The organism is Sphingomonas sp. AC449, assembly GCF_979253475.1.
On record NZ_CEEDCZ010000002.1, the window covers coordinates 380,362 to 392,630 of the forward strand.

The 12,269-nt window shown below is 66.5% G+C and carries 18 protein-coding genes; 14 read left to right on the plus strand and 4 right to left on the minus strand.

Annotated features, from left to right (window positions below; translation table 11 throughout):
- Positions 1–13: 13 nt before the first annotated feature.
- The 4 genes from AC0CH3_RS05330 to AC0CH3_RS05345 all read right to left on the minus strand — a co-directional run bounded on the left by AC0CH3_RS05330 (position 14) and on the right by AC0CH3_RS05345 (position 1,457).
- Positions 14–214, minus strand: coding sequence for a DUF2842 domain-containing protein (locus tag AC0CH3_RS05330; protein WP_354302462.1), 201 nt, complete (start codon positions 212–214; stop codon positions 14–16).
- Positions 211–744: a 5-formyltetrahydrofolate cyclo-ligase gene (locus tag AC0CH3_RS05335; protein WP_354302464.1), complete on the minus strand. Its 534-nt coding sequence runs from the start codon at positions 742–744 to the stop codon at positions 211–213. Before AC0CH3_RS05335 ends, AC0CH3_RS05330 begins: the two co-directional genes overlap by 4 nt.
- Before the next feature lie 195 nt (positions 745–939).
- The gene (locus AC0CH3_RS05340; protein ID WP_354302466.1) at positions 940–1,263 is read right to left on the minus strand and encodes a cell division protein ZapA; all 324 of its coding nucleotides are present in this window, start codon (positions 1,261–1,263) and stop codon (positions 940–942) included.
- Positions 1,263–1,457 (minus strand): hypothetical protein, encoded by a 195-nt coding sequence (locus AC0CH3_RS05345; RefSeq protein ID WP_200916243.1) that lies wholly within the window; start codon positions 1,455–1,457, stop codon positions 1,263–1,265. Before AC0CH3_RS05345 ends, AC0CH3_RS05340 begins: the two co-directional genes overlap by 1 nt.
- 144 nt (positions 1,458–1,601) lie before the next feature.
- Between AC0CH3_RS05345 and gap the strand changes: the two genes are divergently transcribed.
- The 14 genes from gap (at position 1,602) to AC0CH3_RS05415 (ending at position 12,261) form a co-directional block, all read left to right on the plus strand.
- On the plus strand, positions 1,602–2,612 hold the full coding sequence (gene gap, locus AC0CH3_RS05350) for a type I glyceraldehyde-3-phosphate dehydrogenase (protein ID WP_333996376.1): 1,011 nt from the start codon (positions 1,602–1,604) through the stop codon (positions 2,610–2,612).
- 175 nt (positions 2,613–2,787) lie between these two features.
- Positions 2,788–3,261: an MOSC domain-containing protein gene (locus tag AC0CH3_RS05355; RefSeq protein ID WP_354302468.1), complete on the plus strand. Its 474-nt coding sequence runs from the start codon at positions 2,788–2,790 to the stop codon at positions 3,259–3,261.
- The gene (locus AC0CH3_RS05360) at positions 3,258–4,448 is read left to right on the plus strand and encodes a phosphoglycerate kinase (RefSeq protein ID WP_354302470.1); all 1,191 of its coding nucleotides are present in this window, start codon (positions 3,258–3,260) and stop codon (positions 4,446–4,448) included. Before AC0CH3_RS05355 ends, AC0CH3_RS05360 begins: the two co-directional genes overlap by 4 nt.
- Positions 4,449–4,496: 48 nt before the next feature.
- Entirely contained in the window at positions 4,497–4,727 is a 231-nt protein-coding gene (relB, locus tag AC0CH3_RS05365; protein WP_056021367.1) for a type II toxin-antitoxin system RelB family antitoxin, read from the plus strand.
- 14 nt (positions 4,728–4,741) lie between these two features.
- Complete coding sequence (locus AC0CH3_RS05370; RefSeq protein WP_354302472.1) at positions 4,742–5,053, plus strand: type II toxin-antitoxin system PemK/MazF family toxin; 312 nt, start codon at positions 4,742–4,744, stop codon at positions 5,051–5,053.
- Positions 5,054–5,063: 10 nt separating this feature from the next.
- Positions 5,064–5,984, plus strand: a complete 921-nt coding sequence (locus tag AC0CH3_RS05375; protein ID WP_465237683.1) for a class I fructose-bisphosphate aldolase — start codon at positions 5,064–5,066, stop codon at positions 5,982–5,984.
- Positions 5,985–6,059: 75 nt separating this feature from the next.
- Positions 6,060–6,746 (plus strand): thiamine phosphate synthase, encoded by a 687-nt coding sequence (thiE, locus tag AC0CH3_RS05380; RefSeq protein WP_354302476.1) that lies wholly within the window; start codon positions 6,060–6,062, stop codon positions 6,744–6,746.
- A gap of 124 nt (positions 6,747–6,870) precedes the next feature.
- The gene (locus tag AC0CH3_RS05385; protein WP_465237684.1) at positions 6,871–7,887 is read left to right on the plus strand and encodes a L,D-transpeptidase family protein; all 1,017 of its coding nucleotides are present in this window, start codon (positions 6,871–6,873) and stop codon (positions 7,885–7,887) included.
- A gap of 4 nt (positions 7,888–7,891) precedes the next feature.
- Positions 7,892–8,491, plus strand: coding sequence for a M23 family metallopeptidase (locus tag AC0CH3_RS05390; protein ID WP_354302480.1), 600 nt, complete (start codon positions 7,892–7,894; stop codon positions 8,489–8,491).
- 73 nt (positions 8,492–8,564) lie between these two features.
- Positions 8,565–9,128, plus strand: a complete 564-nt coding sequence (efp, locus tag AC0CH3_RS05395; protein WP_056021388.1) for an elongation factor P — start codon at positions 8,565–8,567, stop codon at positions 9,126–9,128.
- Positions 9,129–9,290: 162 nt separating this feature from the next.
- Entirely contained in the window at positions 9,291–10,103 is an 813-nt protein-coding gene (locus tag AC0CH3_RS05400; RefSeq protein ID WP_056021390.1) for an inositol monophosphatase family protein, read from the plus strand.
- 399 nt (positions 10,104–10,502) lie between these two features.
- Positions 10,503–10,877, plus strand: coding sequence for an NADH-quinone oxidoreductase subunit A (locus AC0CH3_RS05405; protein WP_056021392.1), 375 nt, complete (start codon positions 10,503–10,505; stop codon positions 10,875–10,877).
- Complete coding sequence (locus AC0CH3_RS05410; RefSeq protein ID WP_082445964.1) at positions 10,868–11,416, plus strand: NuoB/complex I 20 kDa subunit family protein; 549 nt, start codon at positions 10,868–10,870, stop codon at positions 11,414–11,416. The genes AC0CH3_RS05405 and AC0CH3_RS05410 overlap by 10 nt, the downstream gene beginning before the upstream one ends.
- Positions 11,413–12,261, plus strand: a complete 849-nt coding sequence (locus AC0CH3_RS05415; protein ID WP_465237685.1) for an NADH-quinone oxidoreductase subunit C — start codon at positions 11,413–11,415, stop codon at positions 12,259–12,261. Before AC0CH3_RS05410 ends, AC0CH3_RS05415 begins: the two co-directional genes overlap by 4 nt.
- The last annotated feature ends 8 nt before the right edge of the window (positions 12,262–12,269 follow it).

Genomic DNA, 12,269 nt, shown 5'->3' on the forward strand with positions numbered 1-12,269 from the left:
GCGGGGTGCCTGGCTACCGCCCGATCTCCATCCAGCGCAGCACCGGCTTCAACGGTGCGATCCAGATCAGGCCGGTAAACAGATAGAACACCAGCTGCGCCAGCCAGTGCCAGCTGCCGACGATGGTCGACAGGCTCACGATCGCCACGCACCAGAGCATGATCAAGAGCAGGATGCCGAGCATCCCGACGGGTTTGCGCCAGGTCGGCGTCATAGCATGATCCATTCGCGTTCGGTGGCGATGGCGTGGAGCGGGACGTCCCACGCATCGGGCGTCAGCATTTCGACCTCCTGCACTGACAACGCAACCCCGACGCGCCACGCATCGGGGTGCGCAAGAAACGCGCGGTCGTAATAGCCGGCGCCCTGGCCGATTCGGTTGCCGCTGCGATCGAAGCCGACAAGCGGGGCCAGGATGATGTCCGGCGCCAGTTCGGCCGCGTCCTCGGCAGGCTGGTGGAGGCCGAACGGGCCGGCGATCAGCGCGGCTTCGGTCTCCCATGCCAGAAAGCGCATCGGTAGCGACCGACGTACCACGTGCGGGAGCGCGATGACGCAGCCCGCGTCGACCGCGGCGCGCGCGAACGGGGACGGATCGGCCTCACCCCCGAACGGGACGTAGGAGGCGATGGTCATTCCCGGCTTCAGCCGCGCGAGGAACGCCGAGGGCACGGGGATAGCGACTGGGGCGCACGCATCTCGTGCGGCGCGTAGCGAGGCTCTGAGCACGCTCTTGTCGGTCATGCACGCAAGCCGTCGAAAGGGGGTGGTGTGGCGGGCCCACCATGGCCGTGTGCCGGGTTATCCACTGACGCACGGTACGTCAGGTGGGGACCATGTGCTTCGGACCAGGATCCTAACAGGGACAGCCCCCTATGGATGATGAATAGCCTCAGGGATAATAAAGGCTCGTACCGGGCAGAACCCGCCATGCTCAATCTAGGCGCTCGGGGGGCTTTGCTCAAGGGGGCTTTGCTCGAGCGCCTGCGCGAGGCCCTCGAGCCGATCGGCGATCCGGGTCAGCGCGATCTCGCTCACCGCGGCGCCTTCGGGCGGGCGATGCGCCGCCTCGTCGAGATCGTCGGCGAGCATGAGCGCGACGAACAGCATCGCGCGCTCGGTGCTGAGCCCGCCTGCGGCACGATCGGCCACCGGCCAGCGCTCGGCGAGCATCGCGCCGAGCATCCTGACACGCGATTCCTCCCCGTCGCGACAGGCAACCGCGTGCGGACGGCCGCCGATATCGAGCATGACCTGCGCCATCAGTTGGCGCTGCTGCGGGTGATGACGTCGTCCAGCGCGGCGACGGCCTCGGCCATCCGTGCCTTCAGCGCAGCGTGGCGCCGCGCCAGCGCCGCGCCGCTCTCGGCACGCGCGTTGATCGCAGCTTCGATTCGCCCGATCGCGGCGTCGATCCGGTCGACGGCCGTCGGCGCGTCGGGAAGTGTGTCTGACATGCCATGCGAGATAGCATGGCAGGGAGGCGCGACAAGCCTGGATTGGAACAGTTTAGACCAACCCACGGTGTTGACAGGGCGGCCCGCCGCCCCGCAAAGGCAGCGCGCCCGGAACGGACTCACGGGCGTAGCGGAGATAAAGCCATGACGGTCAAGGTTGCGATCAACGGTTTCGGGCGCATCGGCCGTCTCGTTGCGCGTGCGGTGCTCGAACAGGCTGACAGCGCGCTCGAGCTCGTTGCGATCAACGATCTCGGCGATGCGAAGTCGAATGCGTGGCTGTTCAAGCGCGACAGCGTCCACGGCAAGTATCCGGGCGAGGTATCGGCCGAGGGCAACGAACTGGTGGTCGACGGCAAGCGCATCCGCGTCACCGCCGAGCGCGACCCTGCCAACCTGCCGCACGCCGAACTGGGCGTCGACATCGTCCTCGAATGCACCGGCTTCTTCACCGACAAGGCGAGCTGCCAGAAGCATCTCGACGCGGGCGCGAAGAAGGTGCTGATCTCGGCACCGGGCAAGGGCGTCGACCTGACCGTCGTGTACGGCGTCAACCACGACCAGCTGACCGCCGAGCACACGATCGTCTCGAACGCGTCGTGCACCACCAACTGTCTTGCGCCCGTCGCCAAGGTGCTGAACGACGCGATCGGTATCGAGCGCGGGCTGATGACCACCATCCATGCCTATACCAACGACCAGAAGATCCTCGACCAGATCCATCCCGACCTGCGCCGCGCGCGCGCCGCGGCGATGTCGATGATCCCGACCACGACGGGCGCTGCCCGCGCGGTCGCCGAAGTGCTTCCCGAACTGAAGGGCAAGCTCGACGGGTCGGCGATCCGCGTGCCGGTGCCCGACGTGTCGCTGGTCGACCTGACCTTCACCCCGTCGCGCGACACGACGCGCGAAGAGGTGAATGCGGTGCTGAAAGCGGCGTCCGAGAGCGGCCCGCTGGTCGGCGTGCTCGACTGGTCGGACGAGCCGCTCGTCTCGATCGATCTCCAGCATACGCCAGCGTCGTCGACGGTCGACAGCCTCGAGACCGCGGTGATCGACGGCAAGCTCGTCCGCGTCGTCAGCTGGTACGACAACGAATGGGGCTTCTCGAACCGCATGGTCGACACCGCGACCGCAATGGCGAAGTTCATCTGAGGCGGACGGACGCTGCGTTCCATTCCACTAGTCCGTCATCCCGCTCCAAGCCGTCATCCCAGCGAAAGCTGGGATCTCCCGGTTCGGGCCGCGGCGTGCGCCCATGGGGAGACCCCAGCGTCCGCTGGGGTGACGGCATTGGGACGGAGTAAGGGTGTCCATTGGGCAACGGACCATGGCTGAAGCCGTGACGGGCACGATCGCCGGCATCGCGCGGCACGCCCGTGCGAAAGCGCCGATGGAGGTCATCGACCATGTCGAGATCACCGTCGAGGCCGGCCTGCACGGCGACTTTCGCGGCTATGTGAAGCCCGGCGGCAAGGGGCGGCGTCAGGTCACGCTGCTCGAGCGTGTCGACTGGGATGCCGCGATGGCCGAGGTCGGCTGCGATATTCCCTGGTACGAACGTCGTGCGAACCTGCTCGTCGACGGCTTCGACCTTCCCCAGATAGCCGGCACGCGCCTGCGCATCGGCACGGACGTCGTGCTGGAGGTGACGCGGCACACCGATCCATGCGAACGGATGGAGGCTCTGGCGCCAGGATTGTTCGCCGCGCTCACGCCCGACTGGCGGGGCGGGGCGTGTACCCGCGTATTGATGGGCGGCAGGATCGCCGTCGGTGACGAGATCAGGATCGAGAAACCATGACCAAGCCTTTCAAGACTCTCGACGATATGGGTGACATCCAGGGCAAGCGCGTGCTCGTCCGCGAAGACCTCAACGTGCCGATGGCCGAGGGTCGCGTCACCGACGACACGCGCCTTCGGGCAACCGTCGCGACGGTCGGCGAACTGGCGGACAAGGGCGCGATCGTCCTCGTCCTCGCGCATTTCGGGCGGCCCAAGGGCAAGCCCAGCCCCGACTTCTCGCTGTCGCAGGTCGTGAAACCGTACAGCGAAGTGCTGGGTCGCGAAGTCCGCTACATCGATTGGGAAGGTGCCGAGGACTCGGTCGCGACGCTTGAGCCCGGCGACATCGCGGTGCTCGAGAACACGCGCTTCTTCGGCGGCGAGGAGACCAACGATCCGGCGGTCGTCGCGCGTTTTGCGAGCCTCGGTGACCTGTACGTCAACGACGCCTTCTCCGCCGCGCACCGTGCGCATGCCTCGACCGAGGGTCTGGCGCACGTCCTTCCCGCCTTTGCGGGTCGCGCGATGGAGGCCGAACTCGACGCGCTCCAGAAGGCGCTGGGCGAGCCCGAGCATCCGGTCGCAGCGGTCGTCGGCGGCGCGAAGGTGTCGTCGAAGCTCGACGTGCTGCGGCATCTGGTGACGCGCGTCGATCACCTGATCATCGGCGGCGGGATGGCCAACACCTTCCTCGCCGCGCGCGGTGTCGATGTCGGCAAGAGCCTGTGCGAGCATGAGCTGGCGAGCACCTGCGAACAGATCATGGACGCCGCCGACAAGGCGAATTGCACCGTCCATCTGCCCTACGACGTCGTCGTCGCGAAGGAGTTCAAGCCCAACCCCGCGACGCGCACGATCAACGTCCACGAGGTCGCCGCCGACGAGATGATCCTCGACGTCGGCCCCGCGGCGGTCGAGTCGCTTGGTGACGTGCTCAAGAACTGCCGGACCTTGGTGTGGAACGGCCCGCTCGGCGCGTTCGAGACACCGCCGTTCGATACCGCGACCGTGGCGCTCGCGCGCACCGCGGCGGCGTTGACCGAGGGCGGTTCGCTCGTTTCGGTCGCAGGCGGCGGCGATACGGTCGCCGCACTCAACCACGCCGGAGTGGCGGGGGCATTCACGTTCGTGTCGACCGCGGGTGGCGCGTTCCTTGAATGGATGGAAGGCAAGACTCTTCCCGGGGTCGCCGCGCTCCACGGTTGAAATGCGCCGGCATCCGAGCTATGTTTAACATGTTAAACGGAGACTCGGATGCTCGGCGTCAGGCTCGATAGCGAACTCGAAGAACGCCTCGCGGCGGTTGCGCGTACCCAGGGGCGCAGCAAGAGCGATATCGCGCGTGAAGCCGTGCGACGCTATGTCGAGCGCCACGACGAGGCTTTTCTCGCGGAGGCGCGGCGGCAGTCGATGAAGGCTGCCGCGCGCGACCGCGCGGTACAGGACGAGAATTGGGATTTCCTGATCTCGGCGCCCTCCGCGTGAGGATCTTGCGTGGCATGATCGTGGTCGGGTCGGGGCGGGGCGACGCCCCCCGAAAACCGCGGCCTTTTCTCGTCGTCCAGTCGGATGTGTTCGCCGAACATGCGACGGTTTCCGTCTGCCCGCTGACCTGTGTCACCAGCGATACGAATCTGTTCCGCGTGCCCCTTGAGGCATCCCCGGACACCGGGCTTCACGACGCCGCCGAAATCCAGGTCGACAAGCTGGATAGTCTCGCCCGCGACGAGATCGTGAAGATTGTCGGCACCATTCCCATCACCACCATGACCAGCGTCGACGATGCGTTGCGCCGCTGGCTCGAGCTTTGAAGGAACAACCATGACCACGACGATCACACCGCAGATCAAGACCATCCTCGACAAGTACGAAGCCACCAGTTCGGCGGTGAAGGCGAACCTTGCGCGCATCCTGATGCAGGGCAAGCTCGGCGGCACCGGCAAGCTGGTGATCCTGCCCGTCGACCAGGGCTTCGAGCATGGCCCTGCGCGCAGCTTCTCGGTCAACCCGGCGGCGTACGACCCGCATTACCATTATCAGCTCGCGATCGACGCAGGGCTCAGCGCCTATGCGGCCCCGCTCGGTATGCTCGAGGCGGGCGCGGACACGTTCGCGGGGCAGATCCCGACGATCCTGAAGTGCAACAGCTCGAACAGCTGGGCAACCTCGATCGACCAGGCGGTCACCGCGACCGTGTCCGACGCGGTACGGCTCGGCTCGGCGGCGATCGGCTTCACGATCTATCCGGGTGCGGATCAGTTCTTCGACCTTGTCGAGGAAATCCGCGAGCTGAGCGAAGAGGCCAAGTCGGTCGGCATCGCGACGGTGATCTGGTCCTATCCGCGCGGCGGCGAGCTGACCAAGGACGGCGAGCTCGCGCTCGACGTCGGCGCCTATGCCGCGCACATGGCGGCGTTGCTCGGCGCGCACATCATCAAGACCAAGCTGCCGACCGATCATATCGAGCAGAAGGAATGCAAGTCGCTTTACGCCGGGGCCGACTGGTCGAAGCAGGCGGATCGCGTCAAGCACGTCGTCCAGTCGAGCTTTGCCGGGCGGCGCATCAACGTCTTCTCGGGCGGCGCGTCGAAGGGCGAGGATGCGGTGTTCCAGGACGCGCGCGATATTCGCGATGGCGGCGGCAACGGCTCGATCATTGGCCGCAACACCTTCCAGCGTCCGCGCGACGAGGCGCTGGCGATGCTCGACCGCATCATCCGCATCTACAAGAACGAGGAATAAGTCGCAGCCGGCCTGCGCGTCATTCCGGTCCTGCGCCGGGGTGACGCGGCAGGTGCGAGCGGCTAGGGGGCCGATATGACCGAAGAAGATCCGCTGGGCCCGCTCGATCCAAATTTCGCCGAAAACTTCCGGCGCGACATGCGACGGCCGCCGTGCCAGCTCTATCTCGTCTCGCCGCTCGACGTCGGGGGTGACTTTCCCGACCGGCTGGCGCGCGCGCTCGATGCCGGGCCGGTGGCCGCGTTCCAGTTCCGCGTGAAGGACATCGACCAGCATGCCGCGGCGGCGCTGGGTGCGCCGCTGCGCGCGATCTGCGCCGAGCGCGACGTCGCGTTCATCGTCAACGACGATATCGGCCTTGCCAAGCGGCTCGATGCAGACGGCGTTCACCTGGGGCAGGGCGACGGCGATCCGCGCGAGGCGCGCGCGCAGCTTGGCCCCAATGCGCAGATCGGCGTGACCTGCCACGGCAGCCGCCATCTGGCGATGGAAGCGGGCGAGGCCGGAGCGGACTATGTCGCGTTCGGCGCCTTCTATCCGACGACGACCAAGACGGTCGAGCATATGGCGGAGCCGGTGACGCTGTCCTGGTGGTCGACGTTGTTCGAGATGCCGTGCGTCGCGATCGGTGGCATCACGCCCGAGAACGCGGCGCCGCTTGCCGCAGCGGGCGCAGACTTCATCGCCGTGTCGGGCGCGGTCTGGAACGGTGACGAAGTCGCCGCGATCAAGGCGTTTGGCGAGGTGCTCGCCAAGGCTTGAGCCGGGTGCGGGCCGGGCGGTGCGGACGCTGCGCCGCCGGCCTTCGGCATGCCGCGCCAAGCCGTTGGAAACAACCGACGCGCCGACCGTTTGGTCCACAGGCGTAACGGTTTGGGACCATGGCATGACGACAGCATTTCTGACGAAGACCTCGGTTCTTGCCGCCTGTCTGCTGGGCGCCGCACCGCCCGCGTTTGCACAGCAGGCATCGACGGCCCCCGTGCCGATCGATCGCAACGTGTTGCATGTGCAGGTGATTCTCGATCATCTCGGCTTTGGGCCGGGCGTGCTCGACGGTCGCGGCGGACAGTCGCTGGTCGCCGCGCTCAAGGGGTTCCAGGAAGCGAAGGGGCTGCCGATCACGGGCAAGTCCGATCCGCAGACGATGCGCGCGCTTTATCCCTATCGCGCCGCGCGGCCGACGGTGACGATCGCACTGACGCCCGACATGCTGGCCGGACCGTTCGTCAATCCGCTCCCCAAGGATCCGGCGAAGCAGGCCGAACTGCCGTCGCTCGGCTATCGAACGGTGATGGAGAAGCTGGGAGAGATGTTCCACACGACGCCGGCCGTCATCATGGCACTGAATGCGCCGGGCACGCGACTGGCGCCGGGCACCAAGGTCGTGTTCCCCAATGCGCTGCCGTCATCGCGCGCCTATGACGAGAAGCTCACGCCCGAATGGCGGGCCACGCTCACCATGCTCAACGTCGATGCGACGCAGCCGCAGGCGGATCACGTCGTCGTCGACAAGTCGGACAGCGTGCTGCGCGTGCTCGACAAGAACGACAAGCTGATCGCGCAGTTCTCGGCGACGATGGGGTCGAGCCACGATCCGCTGCCGCTGGGCACGTGGACGATCAAGGGCGCGGACTATAACCCGAAGTTCCATTTCAACCCGGCGCTGTTCTGGGATGCGAAGAAGGGCCAGCAGAAGGAGATGCTGCCGCCGGGGCCGAATGGTCCGGTCGGCGTGGTCTGGCTCGACCTCTCCAAGCCGCATTACGGGATCCACGGGACGCCAAGCCCCGAGACGATCGGTCGCGCCGAAAGCCATGGCTGCATCCGCCTGACCAACTGGGATGCCGCGCGTCTGTCGATGATGGTCAAGCCGGGGACCAAGGCGAAATTCCAGGCCTGAGTCGATGACCCGGACGTTCTGGATCATGCTCGGACTGATCGTGGTGATCGGCGGCGGGTTCGCATCGATGCTGTCGTTCGGCAGCGGCGGCGCGCCCGCGGCGGTCGAGCGGGAAGCCGGTGAAGCGGCGCCCGCGGAGGACTCGACCAGCGCGTCGCCGGGCAGGCTGGCAGTGCCCGTGATTGGCGTGCGTGCCGGCGCGATCGCCGACAGCTGGGACGATGCGCGCGGTGACGGCACGCGGGGGCACCGCGGCACCGACATCATGGCACCGCGCGGCACCGTCGTCGTCGCCGCCGCGCCGGGTCGCGTCGAGAAGCTTTTCGACAGCACGCTCGGCGGGATCACGCTCTATGTCCGGTCGCACGACCGGCGCTGGACCTATTATTACGCGCATCTCGCGGGCTATGCCGCGGGAGTCCGGGAGGGGATGGCGATCAAGACTGGCGATCACCTCGGCTATGTCGGCGATACCGGCGATGCGGGGCCGGGCAATTACCATCTGCATTTCGCGGTCACGCGGACGCAGCCGCAAGACCGCTGGTGGCAGGGGGAGGACGTCAACCCGTACCCCCTGCTTGCCGGAACCCGGGCATCCCGCTAAAGCGCGCGGCTTCGGGTTTCCGCACGGCCTTGCCTGGCGGACGGCCCCTAGCTCTTTCCAGCAGGAATCGGTCATGAAGATCAACGCGGTCGAGATTCGTCCCGGCAACATTCTTGAATATGAGGGCGGCATCTGGCGCGCCGTCAAGATTCAGCACACGCAGCCCGGCAAGGGCGGGGCCTATATGCAGGTCGAGATGAAGAACCTCATCGACGGCCGCAAGAACAACACCCGCTTCCGCTCCGCCGAGAGCGTCGAGAAGGTGCGGCTCGACACCGTCGACTTCCAGTATCTGTTCCGCGACGGCGACGCGCTGACGTTCATGGACAAGGTCAATTACGAGCAGATCACGCTCGACGCCGACATCCTGGGCGACGCCGCGGCGTTCCTGCAGGACGGCATGGACGTGGTGATGGAGCTCTGGGAAGAGCGGCCGATCTCGGTCCAGCTTCCCGACACGATCGAGGCGCTGATCGTCGAGGCGGACGCCGTGGTGAAGGGGCAGACCGCGTCGTCAAGCTACAAGCCCGCGGTGCTCGAGAACGGCGTGCGCGTGATGGTGCCGCCGCATATCGGTGCCGGCACGCGGATCGTCGTCGATGTGTACGAGCAGACCTATGTAAGGCGTGCTGATTGAGGCCGAGCGGCCGAGACGGATAGCTTAAGCTATCCGCACGACCCGCCGGCCCGGCCGGCGGGCATGGCCCGGCCGACGACGCGGGCTTTGCCCGCGGCCTGCGTCTGCGGCACTGCCCCACCCCAACCCCTCCCCTGAAGGGGAGGGGCTGAAAGGATTAAAATGCCAAGCCATTCCGGCATCATGACCGTCATCGAGCGCGCCGCCCGCAAGGCCGCGCCGCGCCTGCGTCGCGACTTCAACGAGGTCCAGCAGCTCCAGGTCAGCCGCAAGGGGCCCGCCGACTTCGTCAGCCAGGCCGACCAGCGCGCCGAACAGACTATCTTCGAAGAACTGAGCCACGCGCGTCCCGACTGGGGCATGCTGATGGAGGAGCGCGGCGAGGTCGCCGGCGATCCCAACAAGCCGCGCTTCATCGTCGACCCGCTCGATGGCACGTCGAACTTCCTTCACGGCATCCCGCATTTCTGCATCTCGATCGCGGTCGAGGAGCCGATGGCGAACGGCAAGCGCGAGGTCACGACCGCGCTCGTGTACCAGCCGCTGACCGACGAGAGCTTCTGGGCGGAGAAGGGGCGCGGCGCTTGGCTGACCGACCAGCGGCTGCGCGTGTCGTCGCGTCGCGACCTGTCCGAATCGCTGATCGCGACGGGGATCCCGTTTCTGGGACACGGCGATTTTGCGCAATGGAGCCGGATCTTCGGTGCGGTCGCGCCCGAGGTCGCGGGGATCCGTCGTCTCGGTGCCGCGGCGCTCGATCTCGCCTGGCTTGCGGCCGGGCGGTTCGACGGCTTCTGGGAATCCAACCTGAAGCCGTGGGACGTTGCCGCGGGGATGCTGCTGGTCAAGGAAGCGGGCGGTTACGTCACCGACTTCCGCGGCGGCGACCGCGCGATGGAGCGCAACGAGTTCCTTGCCGCGAACGACGCGCTGCATTCGCGACTGCATAAGCTGGTGGCCGGCGCGCTGCGCTGAGCCGGACGACGGTTCCGCTCCCGCGAGGGGGCGGGCGTTGGTCTGGCCGAGGGGGCGTTCGGGGATCACCTTGGTCGCGTGTCCTCCCCCTCCGTCGCCTCCGGCGACACCTCCCCCTGGCGGGGGAGGATCGGATCCGCCAGCATCAGCAGCCCCGTGTCCCCTCTGGATCGGTGATCTGCCCTGCCGCTTGGTCCAGAACCGGCCGGGAATTGCTGGCCGGATCCGGTGACGTCGCACCGCTTTTACGCCTGCAGCTACCTCGCCCGTACCGGGTAACGCAGGTGTCCCGACGGGCTGATACAGCTGTTGCGAGTGATTCTCACGGGCTCCCAGCCTTGCCCCACGGGGCCCATCGGCCTAAAGGCTCCCCATCTGTTCGCACATGCGAGAACCCCTTTGGTCGACCTGTCGCAATATCTACCCATCCTCCTGTTTCTCGGCGTCGCGATCGCGCTGTCGAGCACGTTCGTCTTCCTGCCGATGGCCGTTTCGCGGCTGACCGGGTCGCACAAGCCGACGCCCGAGAAGCTCAGCGAGTATGAGTGCGGCTTTCCCGCATTCGAAGACCCTCGCAGCCAGTTCGACGTCCGTTTCTACCTGATCGCCATCCTCTTCATCATCTTTGATCTCGAGGCGGCGTTTCTGTTCCCCTGGGCTGTCTCGGTGTTCACGCTCGGCTGGACCGCGTGGATCTCGATGATGATCTTTATCGGCGAACTGGCCCTCGGCCTCGCCTATGCATGGAAGAAGGGAGCACTCGATTGGGAGTAGAGCTTCAGCCCGCACCCGGTTCGCCCAGCTCGCTGGTGCCACCCGATCAGGGCTTTTTCGACAGCCTCAATGGCGAACTGACCGACAAGGGTTTCCTGGTCACGTCGACCGAGGAATTGTTCCAGTGGGCCCGCACGGGCTCGCTGTGGTGGATGACGTTCGGGCTCGCATGCTGCGCGGTCGAGATGATCCACGTGAACATGCCGCGCTATGATCTCGAGCGTTTCGGCGCTGCGCCGCGCGCGTCGCCGCGTCAGTCGGACGTGATGATCGTGGCGGGCACGCTGTGCAACAAGATGGCACCCGCACTGCGTCGCGTCTACGACCAGATGTCGGAGCCGAAATACGTGATCTCGATGGGGTCGTGCGCGAACGGCGGCGGCTATTATCATTATAGTTATAGCGTCGTGCGGGGTTGCGACCGAATCGTACCCGTCGACATCTACGTCCCCGGGTGCCCGCCGACCGCGGAAGCGCTGTTGTACGGCATCATGCAATTGCAGCGGAAGATCCGGCGGTCCGGGAGTATCGAACGGTGAGGGCGCCCGCACCAGCCTATGCGGCGAACGACGGCACCATCGACGCGGCCCGCGCCGCGCTCGGCGGCATGCTGCTCGACGCGGTCGACAAGGTCGGCGAGGTCGCCCTCCACGTCCGTCGCGAGGACCTGTACGACGCGATGATCGCGCTGCGCGATACGCCGGGGCTTGCCTATCAGCAGCTCATGGAAATCGCCGGCGTCGACTATCCCGATCGCGCGGAGCGGTTCGAGGTCGTTTATTGCATGCTGTCGCTGACGCGGAACCACCGCCTGCGCGTGCATGTCGCGACCGACGAGGACAAGCCGGTGCCGTCGGTGACCGACATCTGGCCGGTCGCCGGCTGGCTCGAGCGCGAGGTGTACGACATGTACGGCGTGCTGTTCAGCGGTAACCCGGACCTGCGTCGCATCCTGACCGATTATGGTTTCCGCGGTCATCCGCAGCGCAAGGACTTCCCACTGACGGGCTATGTCGAGTTGCGCTATTCGGAAGAGGAAAAGCGCGTCGTGTACGAGCCGGTGCAGCTCGCGCAGGATTTCCGCACGTTCGATTTCATGAGTCCGTGGGAGGGCGCCGAATACGTCCTTCCGGGCGACGAGAAGGGCGCGCTGCCACAGGCCAAGGGCGCGCAGACGCCGCTCTCGGCGGATACGATCGTCAAGGCGGATGCGGCGCAGAGCACGACCAAGGCGCCCGACGCGCCGAGCGAGCCCTATGCGAGGAAGGACGTCCAGAACACCTCGCAGAGCGGTGCGGGCGAGCCCGATCCGGGCAACCAGAAGCAGGACAAGCCCGTGGAGTCGGACGTGATCCCGACCAAGGGTGGAGGACAGAACCAGTGAGTCTCTAC

Coding starts and splice junctions, on each gene's coding strand:
- AC0CH3_RS05335 (WP_354302464.1), bottom strand. CDS start 744: ATGACCGACAAGAGCGTGCTCAGAGCCTCGCTACGCGCCGCACGAGAT.
- AC0CH3_RS05375 (WP_465237683.1), top strand. CDS start 5,064: ATGACCACGACGATCACACCGCAGATCAAGACCATCCTCGACAAGTAC.
- relB (WP_056021367.1), top strand. CDS start 4,497: ATGCTCGGCGTCAGGCTCGATAGCGAACTCGAAGAACGCCTCGCGGCG.
- thiE (WP_354302476.1), top strand. CDS start 6,060: ATGACCGAAGAAGATCCGCTGGGCCCGCTCGATCCAAATTTCGCCGAA.
- efp (WP_056021388.1), top strand. CDS start 8,565: ATGAAGATCAACGCGGTCGAGATTCGTCCCGGCAACATTCTTGAATAT.
- AC0CH3_RS05330 (WP_354302462.1), bottom strand. CDS start 214: ATGACGCCGACCTGGCGCAAACCCGTCGGGATGCTCGGCATCCTGCTC.
- AC0CH3_RS05355 (WP_354302468.1), top strand. CDS start 2,788: ATGGCTGAAGCCGTGACGGGCACGATCGCCGGCATCGCGCGGCACGCC.
- AC0CH3_RS05390 (WP_354302480.1), top strand. CDS start 7,892: ATGACCCGGACGTTCTGGATCATGCTCGGACTGATCGTGGTGATCGGC.
- AC0CH3_RS05360 (WP_354302470.1), top strand. CDS start 3,258: ATGACCAAGCCTTTCAAGACTCTCGACGATATGGGTGACATCCAGGGC.
- gap (WP_333996376.1), top strand. CDS start 1,602: ATGACGGTCAAGGTTGCGATCAACGGTTTCGGGCGCATCGGCCGTCTC.
- AC0CH3_RS05345 (WP_200916243.1), bottom strand. CDS start 1,457: ATGTCAGACACACTTCCCGACGCGCCGACGGCCGTCGACCGGATCGAC.
- AC0CH3_RS05340 (WP_354302466.1), bottom strand. CDS start 1,263: ATGGCGCAGGTCATGCTCGATATCGGCGGCCGTCCGCACGCGGTTGCC.
- AC0CH3_RS05400 (WP_056021390.1), top strand. CDS start 9,291: ATGCCAAGCCATTCCGGCATCATGACCGTCATCGAGCGCGCCGCCCGC.
- AC0CH3_RS05385 (WP_465237684.1), top strand. CDS start 6,871: ATGACGACAGCATTTCTGACGAAGACCTCGGTTCTTGCCGCCTGTCTG.
- AC0CH3_RS05370 (WP_354302472.1), top strand. CDS start 4,742: ATGATCGTGGTCGGGTCGGGGCGGGGCGACGCCCCCCGAAAACCGCGG.